This is a genomic window from Microbacterium sp. ET2 (genome assembly GCF_030347395.1).
Lineage (GTDB): Bacteria > Actinomycetota > Actinomycetes > Actinomycetales > Microbacteriaceae > Microbacterium > Microbacterium albipurpureum.
Genome location: NZ_CP128170.1, coordinates 2134368 through 2149546, shown reverse-complemented (window position 1 = coordinate 2149546; position 15179 = coordinate 2134368). Strand labels below are relative to the sequence as shown.

Sequence of the window (15179 nt, the reverse complement as noted above, 5' to 3'; positions counted from 1 at the left end):
TCAGCCTCCCAGGTATGCGCGGCGGATCTCGTCCATGCCCCGCAGCTCCGCGGTCGAGCCGGTGACGGCGTTGTGGCCCGTCTCGAGCACCGTGGCGCTGTCGACGAGGGTGAAGGCGAGGTTGGCGTTCTGCTCGACGACGAGCATCGCGATACCCGACTCGCGGCGCAGGCGCCCGATCGCCTCGTAGACGGACTTCGCGGTGGACGGCGCGAGTCCGAGCGACGCCTCGTCGAGGAGCAACAGGCGGGGCTTGGCCATGATCGCGCGGGCCACCGCGAGCATCTGCTGCTCGCCGCCCGACAGGGCCGAGCCGTGAGAGCGGATGCGGTCGCGCAGTTGCGGGAAGAGATCGAGGCAGTACTCGATGTCGCTCTCGATGCCCTTGCGGTCGCGCCGCAGGTACGCACCGACGCGGAGGTTCTCGCGGACCGTGAGCCCGCCCAGGGTGCCACGGCCCTCGGGGACGTGCGCGATCCCCATGGCCGCGACCTTCTCGGGCTTGGAGCCGCGGATGTCCTTGCCCTCGAAGAGGATGGTGCCGCCGGCGCGGACGGTTCCGCTGATCGCACGCAGGGTGGTGGTCTTGCCGGCGCCGTTCGCGCCGAGGATGCCGACCGCCCCGCCGTCGGGCACGGTCAGCGAGACGCCCTCCAGCACCTGAACGGGTCCGTAGAAGGCGGTGACGTCCTTGAGCTCAAGCAGCGTCATCGTCGGCGTCCTTTCCGATGTACGCCTCGATCACGCGCGGATCGGACTGGGCCTCTGCGGCAGTGCCCTCCATCAGCTTCCGGCCGTGGTCGAGGACGACGACGTGGTCGGTCAGTGCCGCGATGAGCCCCATGTTGTGTTCGACCACGACGACGGTGATGCCATCGTCGCGCACCCTCCGCACGGTCTCGACGAGCTGCTCCACCTCGTTGTGCGGCAGCCCAGCTGCGGGCTCATCCAGGAGCAGGAGCGTCGGGCGGCTCATCAGGGCGCGGCAGAGCTCGACGCCCTTGTGCAGACCGTGCGACAGCTCATCGGCGCGCACGTGAGCGGTCCAGCCGAGGCCGTTGCGCTCGAGCAGGGCGAGCGCCTCGGCGCGCAGCTCCTTCTCGGTGCGGCGAGTCCGCGGCATCCGTATCGACCACTCCAGTGCGCCGCCGGGCAGTCGTCCGTGGGCGCCGAGGAGCACGTTCTCGAGAACCGTCTCGCGCAATTGGAGGGCCGGATGCTGGAAGGTGCGGGCGAGCCCGTGCGTGGCCAGGCTCGCGGGCGAGGAGCCCAGCACCTCGGAGCCGTCGATCGTGATCGACCCGCTCGAGGGCTTGTAGTGACCGCTGATGCAGTTGAACAGCGACGTCTTGCCGGCCCCGTTCGGTCCGACGAGCCCGGCGATGCTGCCGGGTTCCACGGCGAACGAGACATCCTCGAGCACACGGACACCGCCGAAGTGGAGGTTGACGTCCGACACCGTCAATCGAGCACCCATTGCCCGCCTTCCGTCGTCGCGCCTCTGCTCTGACACCAGGGATCGAGTCGTCCCGTGCAGGGGACGCTACGCGATAATCGTCGAAATTGTCAACGATTTTGGTGCGCAGATCGGCTGACTGTGACCCATTCGAGACCCTTGCGCTCCGATGGTGGCGCGCCGCCGCGTGCAGGCGCCGCCAATTTCCGTTCAACGGAACAACGCCGGTATCGCCACGCGGCAGCGCATAGTGTGACGCCGACGAATGGAGGGTCGACGATGACCGAAACACTGGCCCAGGCGATCGCCCGCGAGGCAAGCCCGGTGGAACTGCTGCGGAACCAGAACTGGCCCGCGTTCACCTTCCCGGTGGCGCCGGAGTTCACCAACTGGCGCGACGAGCAGCGCGCATGGAACACCTCGGTGGCACTGATGGATCAGTCGCACCACATGACGCAGCTGTTCATGGACGGCGCCGACCTGATCCCTCTGCTGCAGAGCATCTCGCCGAACACCTTCGCGACGTTCCGGCCGGGGGTCGCCAAGCAGCTCATCTCGGTGAACAAGGACGGCTACCTCATCGGCGACGGCATCCTGTTCTACAACCACGAGGGCTCGGACGGCATCGTGCTGGTGGGACACCACATCCTCATCGACTGGGTGCGGTTCAACATCGAGAAGGCGCAGGCCGCGGGCAAGGACGCGCAGTATCGCCTCGACCCGAACTCGCACATGCGCCAGGGCCCGCCGACGTTCTACCGCTACGAGCTGCAGGGGCCGCACGCCGACCGGGTGATGGAGAAGATCTTCGGCGGCCCGCCGCCGGCGATCAAGTTCTTCCACATCGGCGACGTCGAGATCGCCGGCCGTCCCGTCAAGGCACTCCGCCACGGGATGGCAGGCCAGCCGGGCTTCGAGTTCTACGGCCCCTGGGAGGACAACGAGGTGGTCCTGAACGCGATCATGGAGGCCGGGGAGGAGTTCGACATCCGCCGCGTGGGCGCGAAGGCGTACTCGTCCTCGCCGCTGGAGTCCGGATGGGTCCCCACGCCGTTCCCGGCCATCTTCGACGACGACTTCGCCGAGTACCGCGAGTGGCTCCCCGCGGCGCGGATCGGGTCCATCGGCGGATCGCTGTACTCGCCCGACGTCCACGACTACTACATGACGCCGTTCGATCTCGGCCTCGGCCGCTCGGTGCGCTTCGACCACGACTTCCACGGCCGGGAGGCGCTGGAGAAGATCGCCGAGGCGCCGGCGCGCCGCAAGGTCACCCTCATCTGGAATTCCTCGGACGTCGCCGACGTCGTCCGCTCGCAGGTCGAACCCGGCGTGCCGGCGAAGTACCTCGACTTCCCCAAGGCCCGCTACGGCTTCTACCAGATGGATGCGGTCCAGCAGGACGGTCGCCGCGTCGGCATCTCGACCGATGCCGGCTACGTCGCCTACGACCAGCTGTACATGTCGCTCGCGACCCTCGACAACGAGATTCCCGAGGGCGCCGAGGTCGAGGTGCTCTGGGGCGAGGAGCCGATCTCGCGCAAGCACTCCGTCGACCGGCAGCACCGTCAGGTGCGCATCCGAGCGACGGTCGCTCCGGCGCCGTTCCACGAGTACGCGCGGACGGTCTATCGCGCGAACGACTGACCCGCGCCGCTCGCTGCGGCTCGCTCGTCCCGGCTTCTGCGCCTCCTCCGCGAGGCGGTTCGCGCTCCTACGGTGCCATTCCGCTCGATCGGTCCGTAGGAGCGTGGATCTCCTCGTGAGCGTTGATGAGGCGGGGCCCGATTCGCTCTGAGAAGGGTGGATCTCGGGTAGCGTGCGAGCATGCGCCGCGCGATGAACCGATATTCGTCGCTGAGGTCGGTCTGGATCATCCTCATCGCCGTGGTCGGCGCCGTGCTGGCGAACCTCGCGATCTACGGCATCGCACGCCTTCTCGGGGTCGACTTCCGGTTCACCGCCGCCGGCGGTCCGCTGCAGGTGCTGCCACCCGTGCTGATCCAGTTCACCGCCGTCCCGCTCCTCGTCGGGCTGACGGTCGCGGCGATCGTGGGGCACTGGTGGCGCTGGGTCTTCCTCGTCGCGATCATCGTGGCGGTGCTGCTCGAGATCGGGACGATCTTCGCCCTGACGATCCCCGCCGACTTCGACACCGGCAGCACCGTCGCCCTCGCCCTCTGCCACCTCGCCATGGCGCCGTTCACCGCTGCGGCGCTCCTCGCCCTCCGCGCTCGGCGCGACGCACGGCGCGCCGTGACGCAGGAGTGACCCATGGCACGCGGATCCGCGGGGGAGTCGGTGCTCCACAAGCACCTCCGCATCCTCGACACATTCGACGCGTGGCATCCGTTCCTCACCCTCAGTGAGATCGCGGATGCCTCGGGGCTGCCGCGCTCCAGTGCGCACCGTCTCGTCTCCGAGCTCGAACGCGAGGGACTGCTGGAGCGCCTCCCCGACCGCACCTATCGGCTCGGCGTTCGGCTGTGGGAATTCGCCAGCCGCACACCCGGAGCCCTCGGTCTGCGAGAGATCGCGCGCCCCTGGCTCGGCGCGGTGCACGAGCGGGTGCGCCAGCACACGCAGCTCGGGGTGCTCAGCGGCACCGACGTGCTCTTCATCGAGCGCCTCTCGATGCGGGACGCCGTCCTCAACGCCACCCTCATCGGCGGACGGATGCCGCTGCACGCGTCCTCCAGCGGACTGGTGCTCCTCGCGTTCGCCGATCCCGTCCTCGTCACCGAGGTGGTGCGGCAGGGCCTGCGCGTCTACACCGAGCGCACCATCCGCACCGAGAAGGACCTCCGCGCGCGCCTGCGCCAGGTGCGCGCCGACGGGTTCGCCGTCAACGACGGCCACATCCACGCCGACTCGCGCGGGATCGCCGTGCCGGTCTCCGGGCCCGACGGATCGGTGTACGCCGCGATCGGGGTCGTCGTCCCCAACGACGGCGCGTCGCCGCATCCATACATCGGACTCCTCCGCCGTGCCGCCGCGGGCATCGAGAAGGACCTCGCCGAGGCCTACCGGGCCGACGTCGAAGAGCATCCCCTCGGCATCCGCTCCCTCGTGCGCGGCTCGGCGCGGTCGCTGGAGTACTTCGAACAGCTCACGAGCGACCCCCACGACGCCGGGATCGTGGTGCGCGGTGAGTGAGCCGACCATCGCGGTCATCGGGCTCGGCGAGGCAGGCAGCCGCTACGCCGCGGGACTCGCGGCCGCCGGTGCCCGCGTGCGCGGATACGATCCGCATCACGCCCCCGGACTCTCCGGCGTCGTGCACTCCGACAGCGCCGCCGCCGCAGTGGCCGGCGCGGACCTGGTGCTGAGCCTCGTGCACGGTCGACTCGCGATCGAGGTCGCCTCCGGCCTCCTCCCCCACATCGCCGCCACAACGGTGTACGCCGACCTCAACGCCGCCTCGCCCGACGCGATGCGGACGGTCGCGCGGATGGCGGCCGACCGCGGAGTGTCGATGGCGGATGTCGCGGTGCTCGCCCCGGTTCCGCGGACCGGGCACGCGACGCCGCTTCTCGCCTCCGGCGACGGCGCCGCGTCCTTCGCGGCGATCGTGTCACCGCTCGGCGTGCCGGTCGAGGTCGTCGATGCACCCGCGGGGGCGGCCGCCGAACGCAAGCTCCTGCGGAGCGTGTTCATGAAGGGGCTCGCCGCCGTCGTGCTCGAGAGCCTCGACGCCGCGCGCGCTGCCGATGCCGAGGCGTGGATGCGCGACCACATCGCCGCCGAGCTCGACGTCGATGGCGAGGGTCACCAGCGCGTGGCGCGCCTCGTCGACGGCACCCGCACCCACGCCGCGCGGCGCGAGCAGGAGATGCACGACGCCCTCACCGAGCTCGAGGCCCTGGGCGCGCCCACCGACATGACCCGCGCGACGCTCGCGTGGCTCGCGCGGCTCCGCAGCGATCAGGGCCGGCAGGGCGCCGATCAGGCCTGACCGGTGGTGCGCCAGCCGCCGTGGTACTCGGTGCGCGCGGTCTCGGCGTAGGGCACGGGGCTCACCACGGCACGCACCGCGATCTGCTCGTGCGGCTCGACGGTGGTCTTGCCGGACCCGCCGTCGGGCTCGCCCCACACCACGCGCACCTCGGCTCCGATCGGCACGTCGCGGTCGACCGTCGCCAGCGACAGGCCGCGCTTCTCATTCGCCGTGACACCGGTGAACAGCGACAGCCCGACGGTGTTCCCGTCGGCGTCGATGACGGCGTCGTAGTTGGACGAGCCGTAGTTGGCGTTCGGCAGGTCGAAGAACTGGTAGCCGGGGCCCTCACGGTCCAGCGGCGAGGCGAGGATCTTCGCGAGATCCTCGTCGTTCCAGGCGAGCGTGACCTTCTTGCGCTGGCGCTCGGGGTCGATCTGCTCGAGCGCTTCGCGGCCGATGAAGTCGTGGTCGAACTTCACGAACGAGCCGTACCCGAGCTCCCAGGGGTTCAGGTAGTAGTCGTCGATGCTGTCGGAGACGAACGATCCGGCGAGGGCGTTGATCGCCTCGTAGCTGTTGGCGGGGAGCCACTCGCGGTAACGACGTTCGATGTCGCCGCCGGTGTAGATCGCCGGAAGGGGCGAGGGGATCCACCCCGACTCGAGCGTGTTGGAGGAGTACGCCCGCGAGCCGCACGGCTCGATGCCGAACTCGGCGCCCGCCTCGAGGATCGCGTCGCGGATCTTGCCGTGGTGCTCGTACGGCCCCCACAGCTCCAGGCCCGGCGCGCCGGCCATGCCATGGCGCAGGGTGCGGACGTTCTCGCCGGCGATGGTCATCTCGCCCATGTGGAAGAACTTGACCTTCTCGACCTCGCCGCCGGCGAGCTTCTCGATGATCGCCCAGGCGTTGGGACCCTGAATCTGGAAGCGGTAGTACTCGCGGTCGACCGCGGCGCCGTAGGGGCGCGAAGGCGAGCGGTCGTCGTAGCGGGTCTCGACGTCGTACCCGCCGGTCTCGGCGTGGAACTGCAGCCAGTTCGCCGCGGGTGCGCGGCCGACGTAGACGTAGTCGTTCTCGGCCTCGTGGAAGAGGATGCCGTCGCCGATGACACCGCCGTTGGAGGCGGTCGGGACGAACTGCTTGGCGACGTTGACGGGGAAGTTGGCGAAGCTGTTGATACCGGTGTCCGAGAGCAGCTGCAGTGCACCCGGGCCCGACATGAAGAAATTCACCATGTGGTGCGACTGGTCGTAGAGCACGGCGGTCTCACGCCACGCCTTCTGCTCGCGTCGCCAGTTGGTGAACTCGGCCGGCACCACCGGGTAGATGTAGGTGCCGAGGCGGGAGTTGCGGAGCATGTCCACGGTGTTCCCGCGCTCATCGAGCAGTTCCTGCAGGGTGGCGGCCATGTGGCGTCCTCGACTTCCTTGTCAGCACCGCGTCCGCGGCTGCGGCGTGGGTGGGCGACATCCCTACGAGCGGAGGGATCCGGTAGCCGAGATTGTAGACAATTTCTTGACCATTCCGCTAGGGGTGTGATTCCCTTACGGCATGTCAGAGGCTCAGGGCACACTGCTGGTGGTCAGCGCCCACGCGGGCGATTTCGTCTGGCGGGCCGGGGGCGCGATTGCGTCCGCCGCGATGCGTGGTGATCGCGCCGTGGTGGCCTGCCTCTCGTACGGCGAGCGTGGCGAGTCGGCCAGTCAGTGGCTGCAGGGAAAGGACCTCGACGAGATCAAGGAGATCAGGCGCGGGGAGGCCGAGGCCGCGGCATCCGCCCTCGGCGCGGAGATCGAATTCCTCGACCTCGGCGACTACCCCCTCGTGGAATCGCGGGACGCCGTCGTGAAGCTGGTCGACCTCTACCGGCGGGTCCAGCCCACCGTCGTGCTCACCCACACCCTGCGCGATCCCTACAACGGCGACCACCCGGCCGCGGCGCGGATGGCCCTGGAGGCGCGGATCCTCGCGCAGGCCATCGGCGTTCCCAACGGCGACGGATCGACGCCGACGAAGGAGCAGATCATCGGCGCTCCGCCGGTGTTCTTCTTCGAACCGCACCAGCCCGAGCAGTGCGACTTCACACCCAACGTCCTGCTCGACATCACCGACGCCTTCCCGCGCAAGCGTGCGGCGATGGAATGCCTTCCCGCCCAGAAGCACATGTGGTCGTACTACACCGACCTCGCCGTGCGCCGCGGGGTTCAGGTCAAGCGCAACGCGGGCCCGAACCTGGGCCTGCCCCACGACACGATGGGCGAGGCGTACATGCGCCACCTCCCCCAGGTCACGAGCGTCCTGTCGTGACCACCCGCCCCGTCATCGTCACCGACATCGCGCGGGCCGAGTCCCGCGTGATCGATGCACTGGGTGCCCACGGCGTGGCGACGGTGCATGAAGCGATGGGGCGCACAGGTCTCGTCGGGCCGGGAATCCGTCCGATTCAGGATGCGGCGCGCGTGGCCGGCAGCGCCGTCACCGTCGTCGGGGCACCGGGAGACAACCTCATGATCCATGCGGCGATCGAGCAGTGCCGTGCGGGTGATCTCCTCGTCGTGACCACGACCTCGCCCTCCTCCGACGGCGCCTTCGGCGACCTCTTCGCCACGGCGCTGCAGGCCCGGGGCGTGCGGGGCCTGGTGACCACGACCGGGGTGCGCGACATCGCCGACCTCCGTGGGATGGGTTTCCCGGTGTGGTCCAACGGCGTGCACGCGCAGGGCACGGTCAAGGCGACGCCGGGCTCGGTGAACGTGCCGGTCGTCGTGGCCGGCGCGGTCGTCCATCCCGGCGACGTCGTCATCGCCGACGATGACGGTGTCGTCGTCGTGCCGCGCGCCGACGCCCCCGCGGCGCTGGCCGCCGCCGACGCGCGCGTGGCCAAGGAGTCTGCCGACCGGGACGTCTACGCGGCGGGAACAGAGCTCAGTCTCGATCGCAAGGGGCTGCGACCGCTCCTCGCCGACCTCGGCGTCGCGTACATGACGCAGGAGGAATATCAGCGTGGGCAGCAGTGACGGCATCCGGTGCATGCTGCTGCGAGGCGGCACATCGAAGGGCGCGTACTTCGTGGCCGATGACGTTCCCGCCGACGCCGACGCCCGCGACGACCTCATGCTGCGGATCATGGGCACCCCGGATGCCCGTCAGATCGACGGCCTCGGCGGAGCCCACCCGCTGACGTCGAAGGTCGCGATCGTCAGCCGGTCGAGCGTGCCCGACGTCGACGTCGACTACCTCTTCCTCCAGATCGGCGTCGAGGAGCCCACCGTCGCAACGACGCAGACGTGCGGCAACCTGCTCGCCGGCGTGGGTCCTTTCGCCATGGAGCGGGGCATCGTCGAGGCCGACGGCGATCATGCCGTCATCCGCATACGGCTGGTCAACACCGGCGACGTCGCCACAGCAACCTTCCCGCTGGAGAACGGAATGCCTCGCTACGACGGTGAGGCGTCGATCGACGGTGTGCCGGGGACGGCCGCTGCGATCGAGCTCGAGTCCGGCGGCATCCGTGCCCTCTTCCCCACGGGGAACGTGACCGACGTCGTCGCCGGGCGCACCGTCACTCTCGTCGACAACGGGATGCCGGTGGTGCTCCTCCGCCCCGAGGATGTCGGGGCGACCGGGCACGAGGTGCCGGAAGAACTCGAAGCGGACATCGCGGTGAAAGCGGCCGTCGAGGAGATTCGCCGCGCGGCGGGCCCTCTCATGGGACTCGGTGACGTCACCGACCAGACCGTTCCGAAGATGATCCTCGTGTCGGCCCCGGCCGGGGACGGCGCCGTGGCGACCCGTGCCTTCATCCCCCACCGCGTCCACTCGTCCATCGGGGTGCTGATGGCGGCCTCCGTCGCCGCCGGCGTCTGCGTTCCCGGCGCGATCGGCGCCGATGCCGCGCGGCTTCCGGAGGGAGCGCCCGATGCGGGTCTCGCGATCGACGTCGAGCATCCGAGCGGCATCCTCACCTCCCGGGTGCGGGTCGCCGCCGACGACACGGGCGTCTGGCACGCGACATCCGCATCCCTTCGCACCGCCCGCAAGATCTTCGACGGCGCCGTGTTCCCACGGCCGCGCCGTTGACCCCGAACCACCCGCGTCTCACCCACCCGCGTCAGAGAGGACCGACCATGGCCAGCAGCGAGAACTTCGACCTCGCCCACATCGGCGGCGTCGAGCTGTACACCCCGAAGTTCGATGAGAGCCTGCACTTCTTCCGCGATCTGCTCGCGATGCGGGTCGTCGCCGAGCAGGGTGACTCCGTCTACCTGCGGTGCTGGGACGAGTACCAGCTGTACACGCTGAAGCTCACGGCGTCCGACACCAACGGCATCGGCCGTACGCTCTTCCGCACCACCAGCCCGGATGCGCTCGATCGTCGGGTGGCCGCGATCGAGGCGGCAGGGCTCGGACACGGGTGGCGCGAGCCCGAGGTGGGCGTCGGGCGGTCCTACGAGTTCGAAGACCCCGACGGGCACGTGATGGCGCTCTACTACGACACCGAGCACTACGTCTCGGACGACGAGGATCGGCCCGCCCTGAAGAACCAGGCCTCGGCGTTCCCGGGCCGCGGGGCCAACGCCCGTCGCATGGACCACATCAATTACCTCGCCTCCGACGTCAACGCCGCCGGCGAGTTCTGGCGCGATGTCATGTGCTCGCGCGAGTCTGAGCGAGTGCGGCTGGACGACGGCCGCTACGGGGCCTGGTGGTTCCGGTTCCAGCAGAAGTCGTACGACGTGGTGTACTCCGACGACTGGACGGGTACGCGCGGTCGGTTCCACCACTTCGCCTTCGCGCCCGACACCCGCGAAGACATCCTGAAGGCCGCCGACATCTTCCTCGAGAACGGCGTGCACATCGAGTTCGGGCCGTACAAGCACGCAATCAACCAGACGTTCTTCATCTACGTCTGGGAACCGGGCGGCAATCGCATCGAGCTGGCGAACGCGGGTGCGCGGCTCATCCTCGACCCCGACTGGCCGGTCGTGGAATGGAGCCAGGCCGAGCGGGCGAAGGGTCAAGCCTGGGGCGCGAAGACCGTTCCCACCTTCCACACCCACGGCACCCCGTTCGTGGAGAACCAGGAGGAGATCGACGCCGCCGCGATGCGCGGCGAGCCCTACAAGAAGCCCTGACGACGAGCCGCCGGTCGTCGTGCGAGCGCAACGAGACGAGCACCCGGTCGTTGAGCGAGCGCAGCGAGACGAAACGAGCACCCGGTCGTTGAGCGAGCGCCGCGAGACGAAACGAGCACCCGGTCGTTGAGCGAGCGCAGCGAGACGAAACGCCCTGCCCGGGTGTCCGCGGCCGCGGCTATCTTCACGCCATGGGTTACGTCTACATCCTTCGTTGCGCCGACGGTTCCTTCTACGTCGGAAGCACCAACGATCTGGCAAGACGGCTCACCCAGCACAACGCGGGAATGGGAAGCGCCTATACGCGTCGTCGTTTACCGGTTCAGCTCGCTTGGAGCGCCGATTTCGCCCGAATCGACGAAGCCTTCGCGTGGGAGAAGCGCATTCAGGGATGGAGCCGCGCCAAGCGGCAGGCTCTCATCGACGGTGGCCTTGATGCGGTCATCGGCTGGAGCGTGCGTGATCGGAAGAAGCGCGCCACGGGCTGACGCGTCTCGACTCGCTTCGCTCGCTCAACGACCGAGGCTCCCTCGCTGACCGCGGGCGGGTCAGCCCCAGACGGCGTCGGCGACGGCGACGACCTCGCGGATCTTCGCCCACTGCTCGTCTTCGCTGAGGAGGTTCCCCTCCTCGGTCGAGGCGAATCCGCACTGCGGGCTGAGCGCCAGCTGCTCGAGTGGCGCGAACGCCGCAGCTTCGTCGATGCGGCGACGGACGGCATCCGGATCCTCGAGCGCACCGCTCTTGGTGGTCACGAGCCCGAGCACCACGGTCTTGTCACCCTTGGGAAGGAACCGCAGCGGCTCGAAGCCACCGGCACGCTCGCTGTCGTACTCCAGGAAGTAGCCGTCGTAGTCCACGACGCCGAGCAGCTGCTCGGCGACCGGCTCGTAGCCACCCGACGAGATCCAGGTCGAACGGAAGTTTCCGCGACACACGTGCGTGGTGACGGTGAGGTCGTCAGGCCGACCGTCGAGGATGCGGTTGAGAAGCTCGGCGTAGCGCTCCGCGATGCCGTCGGTGCGGATGCCGCGGCTCGCCGCCTTGGTCAGCTCCTCCTCGGAGCAGAGGTAGGCCCAGGCGGTGTCATCGAACTGCAGGTACCGCGCACCAGCGTCGTAGAACGCCTGCACCGCGTCGCGGTACGCCTGCACGAGGTCGTCGACGATGGCGTCACGCCCGCCGTAGGTGCCGGCGTCGATGTGCCCGGGCTCGAGGCGGAAGTCGAGCACGGTCGGCGCGGGAATCGAGAACTTCGGCACGGCGCCCGTTGTCCTCTCGAGGAGCGAGGCGAGCGACCGATAGTGCTCGAGGAACGGATGACTCGGGCTGAACCCGATCGGTCCGGTGATCTCGATGCCCCGCGGCCGGGTCTGGACGCCCTGGAACTGGATGCCGTGGTCGAGTTCGACGATCTCGACGCCGTCGAGGAGACCGAAGAAGTCGAAGTGCCACCACGAGCGTCGGAACTCCCCGTCGGTGGCGAGCCTCAGCCCGGCATCCGCCTCCTGCACGACGAGCTCGGCGATCGCGGTGTCTTCGGCGACGCGCAGCCCTTCGGCATCCAGCTCGCCGGCGGCGTGCCGTGCTCGCGCCTCGGCGAGCGCGGTGGGGCGGAGGAAGCTGCCGACGATGTCGGCGCGGAAGGGCGGTGTGGACATGGCTCGAGCGTAATCACCACTCGCCGACATCACCCGCCCGTTGACACACGGGGTCACGTCTCCCGGCTCCAGCGGCCGAGGACGTGACCCCGTGCAGGCACACGCCGGCTCAGCGCAGCCGCACCGCGTTCCGCGATTCGAGGGTGACCGTCGGGTACCCGTCGAGCGTCCCGGTGATGGCGACCGAGATGCTCGAGCCGCGATCATCCCGGGTCAGGGTGTACTGGCGGCCGGTTGCGCCGGGGATCGGTTCCCCGTCGCGGAGCCACTGGTAGCTGATCGCCGTCCCGGGCGTCCAGACCCCGGCCACCGCGGTGACCTTCGCACCGACCCACGGCAGGCCGATGACGAAGCCCTCGGTCGCCAGCGCCGTCTTCAGCGTCGCATCCGAGCGCAGGGTCACCGTCTCATACCCGGCGAGAGTGCCGGTCACCTCGACGCTCAGCGGCTGCTTCAGGTACGCCGCGCTGACCTTCAGCGTCGGCTTGTTCTGCCCGCGGATCGCCCGGTCGCCGACGTACCACTGGTAGGTCAGCTTCGCGCCCTCGGTCCAGGTGCCGGGCACCGCGCGGAGGGTCTCGCCGACCACCGGTGTGCCCTCGATCGTCGGCACCGCGGCGAGCAGCACCCGCTGGGTCGGGTCGGACACGACGCTACGGTCGACGAAGCCGGGAGCGGATGCCGTCACCCGCACCGTGATCGCCGCACCCGCGACGGCGGGGTCGACGACGTAGGTCGCCCCGGTGGCGCCCTCGATCGGCTGGCCGTCGGCGAACCACTGGTACGACAGCGTCGCGCCCGGCGTCGACGACCCGCCTGTGGCGGCGAGCTCGGCACCGACGCGCGCACTGCCGGTGATTCCTACAGCGTCGAGCGCAGCTGCCTCGGTGTCACCGAAGTCGAGCCACGTGCCCGCGAGCTCGGTGTAGCCCTGGCTCGGCTGGGTGTAGTCGCAGACACCGGTGTCGAAGAGCGCCGTCAGGCGATTCCACTCGTCATCGGTCATCTCGGGATAGTCGCCCCGCACCGGCTCGGTCAGCTGGCACTTCAGCACCTCGGCCGACAACGGCAGTCCGGCCTCGGCTCGCGGCTGCGAGTGATACGGATACAGCGTGTTGCACGTCGTGGTGGGGTCGTCGTAATCGAGGACTTCGGTGATGAACCCGCCCTCGGCGTCGAAGCACCCGTCGGTGAGGCCCGCCGGACGCGCCGCGACCGTCCGAGCCCGATCGCCCGGACCGCCGGCCTCGACGATCGCATCGAGCCACGCCTCGAGCTGGGTCAGCGCTTCGGCCCGCATCGCCGCCGTCGCCGGACCGTTGTTCGGGCCGGTCCAGTTGACGTGCGTATCGGCATCACCCCAGGCCCGCAGCATCCGCTCACGGATGATCGCAGAGCGGTACCGCTCGTGGAAGTCGCCCGTGGGGTCGGTGTAGTTGCGGATCTCGATGACCGGGATGGTCTCGAGCCCGCCGGTCATCATGTTGACCCGGCCGGTGGCGAAGGCCCGCTCGATCGCCTCGACGCTCGCCTCCGAACGCTCGGCGGTGGGGGCGCCGTCGACGTCGATGCCGCCGATGTTCTCGTTCAGCGACAGGAACTGCTCGGGTGTGATGACGCCGTCCTCGAGGGCATTCAGTCCGTACTGGATGCCGACGTTGTCAGGCTCTACCCGCAGGCCGCGGCCCTGGTCGTCGGTGCCGTAGACGTTCTTGACCATGTCGGCGATCGTGCAGCGCAGACCCTCGGGGTTGCTCGGGGACCACCGGTCTTCGACGGGGATCGCCGCGTTGCACCCGCGGTTGGGGTCGTCGACGCCGTCGAAGAAGGTGAAGCCGAAGCACGTGCCCGTGGTGGCGTGGCCGGTGACGGCGAGCTTCTGCTCATCGGTCCAGCCGGCGCCGGCGGGCGAGTTCCAGTAGCCGAGCAGACCGCGGCAGTCGTGACCGCCGATCGTGGTCGACCGCTCGTCGGGGTAGCCGATCTCGCCGAGGACGCCGTCGAGGATGCCGGGGTAGTTGTTCGACAGCAGCAGCTGCTGCATGGTCCCCGCCGATCCGCCCGAGCCGACCGTGTATTTCACGGGACCGAGCTGCTCGACGATGTGCTCCTTGACCATCATCGCCGTCTCGGCGCTGGTGACGTCGTTGCAGTTCTGGGCGTAGACGTTGAAGGTCGCCGACGCCACCGCGTAGCCACGGCTGAGCAGCAGGTCGTTCTCGACCCCGCCCGTGGACGATCCCTGCCAGTACCCGACACCGCAGGCGCCCCCGAAGGTGTACGCGAGGCGTCCGTTCCAGCCCGTGGGGCTTGCGAAGGGGGTCGGCTCTGGATCGGTCGGCTGGTGCAGCATCGCGGTCTCGTAGACCGCCCGGTTGATGGTGCCCCGCTCGACGCGGACGACGTACGGGACGGTGTCACCCTCGAGGGTCGTGGTTGTGGCGACGTCTCCCGGGGTCGAGCCGTCGGTCGGATAGTTCGCGAACTGTCCGCCGGTCGTGCGGTAACGGTAGGTCACGACCGCTGACTCGACGTGGCAGTCTTCGTCGACGGACCCGAGATTCCAGGGCGCACCGGAGGCGGTGCAGTACATCGGATGCTGCGGGCCGGAGAAGACCGGACCGGTGACCGGGTGGTTCTCGACCTCGAGGCTGCCGAGCTCGACGCCCTTGCTCGAGGTCACGGTGATCTCGCTCAGACCGATCGGAAGTCCGTCGATCTCGCCGACGAGTCGCCCGCCGAGCGGCGCGAAGGCGTCGGTGACCTCGGCGCCTGCGGCGGTGACGCGGAAGCCGTCGGAGGCTCCCGAGATGCCGATCAGTGCGTCACCGCCTGAGACGCTGTCGGCGCGCCCAGACAGCACTTCGATCGCTGCGCTCTGTGGAGCGGCATTCGCCGCCACGGGGGTGAGGACAGAGGCGAGGAGCGCCACCGTCGCGGTCGTACACGCCCACAGGCGCGCTCGAGCAGAAGTCATAGGTCCC

At 69.3% G+C, this 15179-nt stretch carries 14 protein-coding genes; 9 read left to right on the top strand and 5 right to left on the bottom strand.

The window, feature by feature from the left end:
* Positions 1–711, bottom strand: a complete 711-nt coding sequence (locus QSU92_RS10435) for an ABC transporter ATP-binding protein (RefSeq protein ID WP_289261542.1) — start codon at positions 709–711, stop codon at positions 1–3.
* Positions 698–1477: an ABC transporter ATP-binding protein gene (locus tag QSU92_RS10430; protein ID WP_289261540.1), complete on the bottom strand. Its 780-nt coding sequence runs from the start codon at positions 1475–1477 to the stop codon at positions 698–700. Before QSU92_RS10430 ends, QSU92_RS10435 begins: the two co-directional genes overlap by 14 nt.
* 258 nt (positions 1478–1735) lie before the next feature.
* On the opposite strand from QSU92_RS10430, the gene QSU92_RS10425 reads away from it, so the two are divergent.
* The 4 genes from QSU92_RS10425 to QSU92_RS10410 all read left to right on the top strand — a co-directional run bounded on the left by QSU92_RS10425 (position 1736) and on the right by QSU92_RS10410 (position 5411).
* Positions 1736–3103 carry an aminomethyl transferase family protein gene (locus QSU92_RS10425; protein ID WP_289261539.1) on the top strand — a complete coding sequence of 456 codons (1368 nt, stop codon included), beginning with the start codon at positions 1736–1738 and terminating at the stop codon, positions 3101–3103.
* Positions 3104–3283: 180 nt separating this feature from the next.
* Complete coding sequence (locus tag QSU92_RS10420) at positions 3284–3727, top strand: DUF6069 family protein (RefSeq protein ID WP_289261538.1); 444 nt, start codon at positions 3284–3286, stop codon at positions 3725–3727.
* Between the two features lie 3 nt (positions 3728–3730).
* Positions 3731–4612, top strand: a complete 882-nt coding sequence (locus QSU92_RS10415; RefSeq protein WP_289261537.1) for an IclR family transcriptional regulator — start codon at positions 3731–3733, stop codon at positions 4610–4612.
* The gene (locus QSU92_RS10410; protein WP_289261535.1) at positions 4605–5411 is read left to right on the top strand and encodes a DUF1932 domain-containing protein; all 807 of its coding nucleotides are present in this window, start codon (positions 4605–4607) and stop codon (positions 5409–5411) included. Before QSU92_RS10415 ends, QSU92_RS10410 begins: the two co-directional genes overlap by 8 nt.
* Here the strand turns inward: QSU92_RS10410 and ligM are convergent.
* The gene (gene ligM / locus QSU92_RS10405) at positions 5402–6808 is read right to left on the bottom strand and encodes a vanillate/3-O-methylgallate O-demethylase (RefSeq protein WP_289261533.1); all 1407 of its coding nucleotides are present in this window, start codon (positions 6806–6808) and stop codon (positions 5402–5404) included. The genes QSU92_RS10410 and ligM overlap by 10 nt on opposite strands.
* A 142-nt stretch (positions 6809–6950) precedes the next feature.
* Between ligM and QSU92_RS10400 the strand changes: the two genes are divergently transcribed.
* From QSU92_RS10400 to QSU92_RS10380, 5 genes are all read left to right on the top strand, one after another.
* Positions 6951–7706, top strand: a complete 756-nt coding sequence (locus QSU92_RS10400; RefSeq protein ID WP_289261532.1) for a PIG-L deacetylase family protein — start codon at positions 6951–6953, stop codon at positions 7704–7706.
* Positions 7703–8416, top strand: a complete 714-nt coding sequence (locus QSU92_RS10395) for a 4-carboxy-4-hydroxy-2-oxoadipate aldolase/oxaloacetate decarboxylase (protein WP_289261530.1) — start codon at positions 7703–7705, stop codon at positions 8414–8416. Before QSU92_RS10400 ends, QSU92_RS10395 begins: the two co-directional genes overlap by 4 nt.
* The gene (locus QSU92_RS10390; RefSeq protein ID WP_289261528.1) at positions 8403–9479 is read left to right on the top strand and encodes a PrpF domain-containing protein; all 1077 of its coding nucleotides are present in this window, start codon (positions 8403–8405) and stop codon (positions 9477–9479) included. Before QSU92_RS10395 ends, QSU92_RS10390 begins: the two co-directional genes overlap by 14 nt.
* Before the next feature lie 47 nt (positions 9480–9526).
* On the top strand, positions 9527–10534 hold the full coding sequence (locus QSU92_RS10385) for a VOC family protein (RefSeq protein ID WP_289261526.1): 1008 nt from the start codon (positions 9527–9529) through the stop codon (positions 10532–10534).
* Between the two features lie 191 nt (positions 10535–10725).
* Positions 10726–11022, top strand: coding sequence for a GIY-YIG nuclease family protein (locus tag QSU92_RS10380; RefSeq protein ID WP_289261525.1), 297 nt, complete (start codon positions 10726–10728; stop codon positions 11020–11022).
* Positions 11023–11082: 60 nt separating this feature from the next.
* Here the strand turns inward: QSU92_RS10380 and QSU92_RS10375 are convergent, their stop codons facing one another.
* Entirely contained in the window at positions 11083–12195 is a 1113-nt protein-coding gene (locus QSU92_RS10375; RefSeq protein WP_289261524.1) for a 5-methyltetrahydropteroyltriglutamate--homocysteine S-methyltransferase, read from the bottom strand.
* A gap of 109 nt (positions 12196–12304) precedes the next feature.
* Positions 12305–15127: a DUF6351 family protein gene (locus QSU92_RS10370; RefSeq protein WP_289261522.1), complete on the bottom strand. Its 2823-nt coding sequence runs from the start codon at positions 15125–15127 to the stop codon at positions 12305–12307.
* Positions 15128–15179 lie beyond the last annotated feature (52 nt).

What these genes read in the sequence shown, in the direction of transcription:
- QSU92_RS10435 (WP_289261542.1), bottom strand. Translation starts at nt 711, where the DNA reads ATGACGCTGCTTGAGCTCAAGGACGTCACCGCCTTCTACGGACCCGTT.
- QSU92_RS10430 (WP_289261540.1), bottom strand. Translation starts at nt 1,477, where the DNA reads ATGGGTGCTCGATTGACGGTGTCGGACGTCAACCTCCACTTCGGCGGT.
- QSU92_RS10425 (WP_289261539.1), top strand. Translation starts at nt 1,736, where the DNA reads ATGACCGAAACACTGGCCCAGGCGATCGCCCGCGAGGCAAGCCCGGTG.
- QSU92_RS10420 (WP_289261538.1), top strand. Translation starts at nt 3,284, where the DNA reads ATGCGCCGCGCGATGAACCGATATTCGTCGCTGAGGTCGGTCTGGATC.
- QSU92_RS10415 (WP_289261537.1), top strand. Translation starts at nt 3,731, where the DNA reads ATGGCACGCGGATCCGCGGGGGAGTCGGTGCTCCACAAGCACCTCCGC.
- ligM (WP_289261533.1), bottom strand. Translation starts at nt 6,808, where the DNA reads ATGGCCGCCACCCTGCAGGAACTGCTCGATGAGCGCGGGAACACCGTG.
- QSU92_RS10400 (WP_289261532.1), top strand. Translation starts at nt 6,951, where the DNA reads ATGTCAGAGGCTCAGGGCACACTGCTGGTGGTCAGCGCCCACGCGGGC.
- QSU92_RS10385 (WP_289261526.1), top strand. Translation starts at nt 9,527, where the DNA reads ATGGCCAGCAGCGAGAACTTCGACCTCGCCCACATCGGCGGCGTCGAG.
- QSU92_RS10380 (WP_289261525.1), top strand. Translation starts at nt 10,726, where the DNA reads ATGGGTTACGTCTACATCCTTCGTTGCGCCGACGGTTCCTTCTACGTC.
- QSU92_RS10375 (WP_289261524.1), bottom strand. Translation starts at nt 12,195, where the DNA reads ATGTCCACACCGCCCTTCCGCGCCGACATCGTCGGCAGCTTCCTCCGC.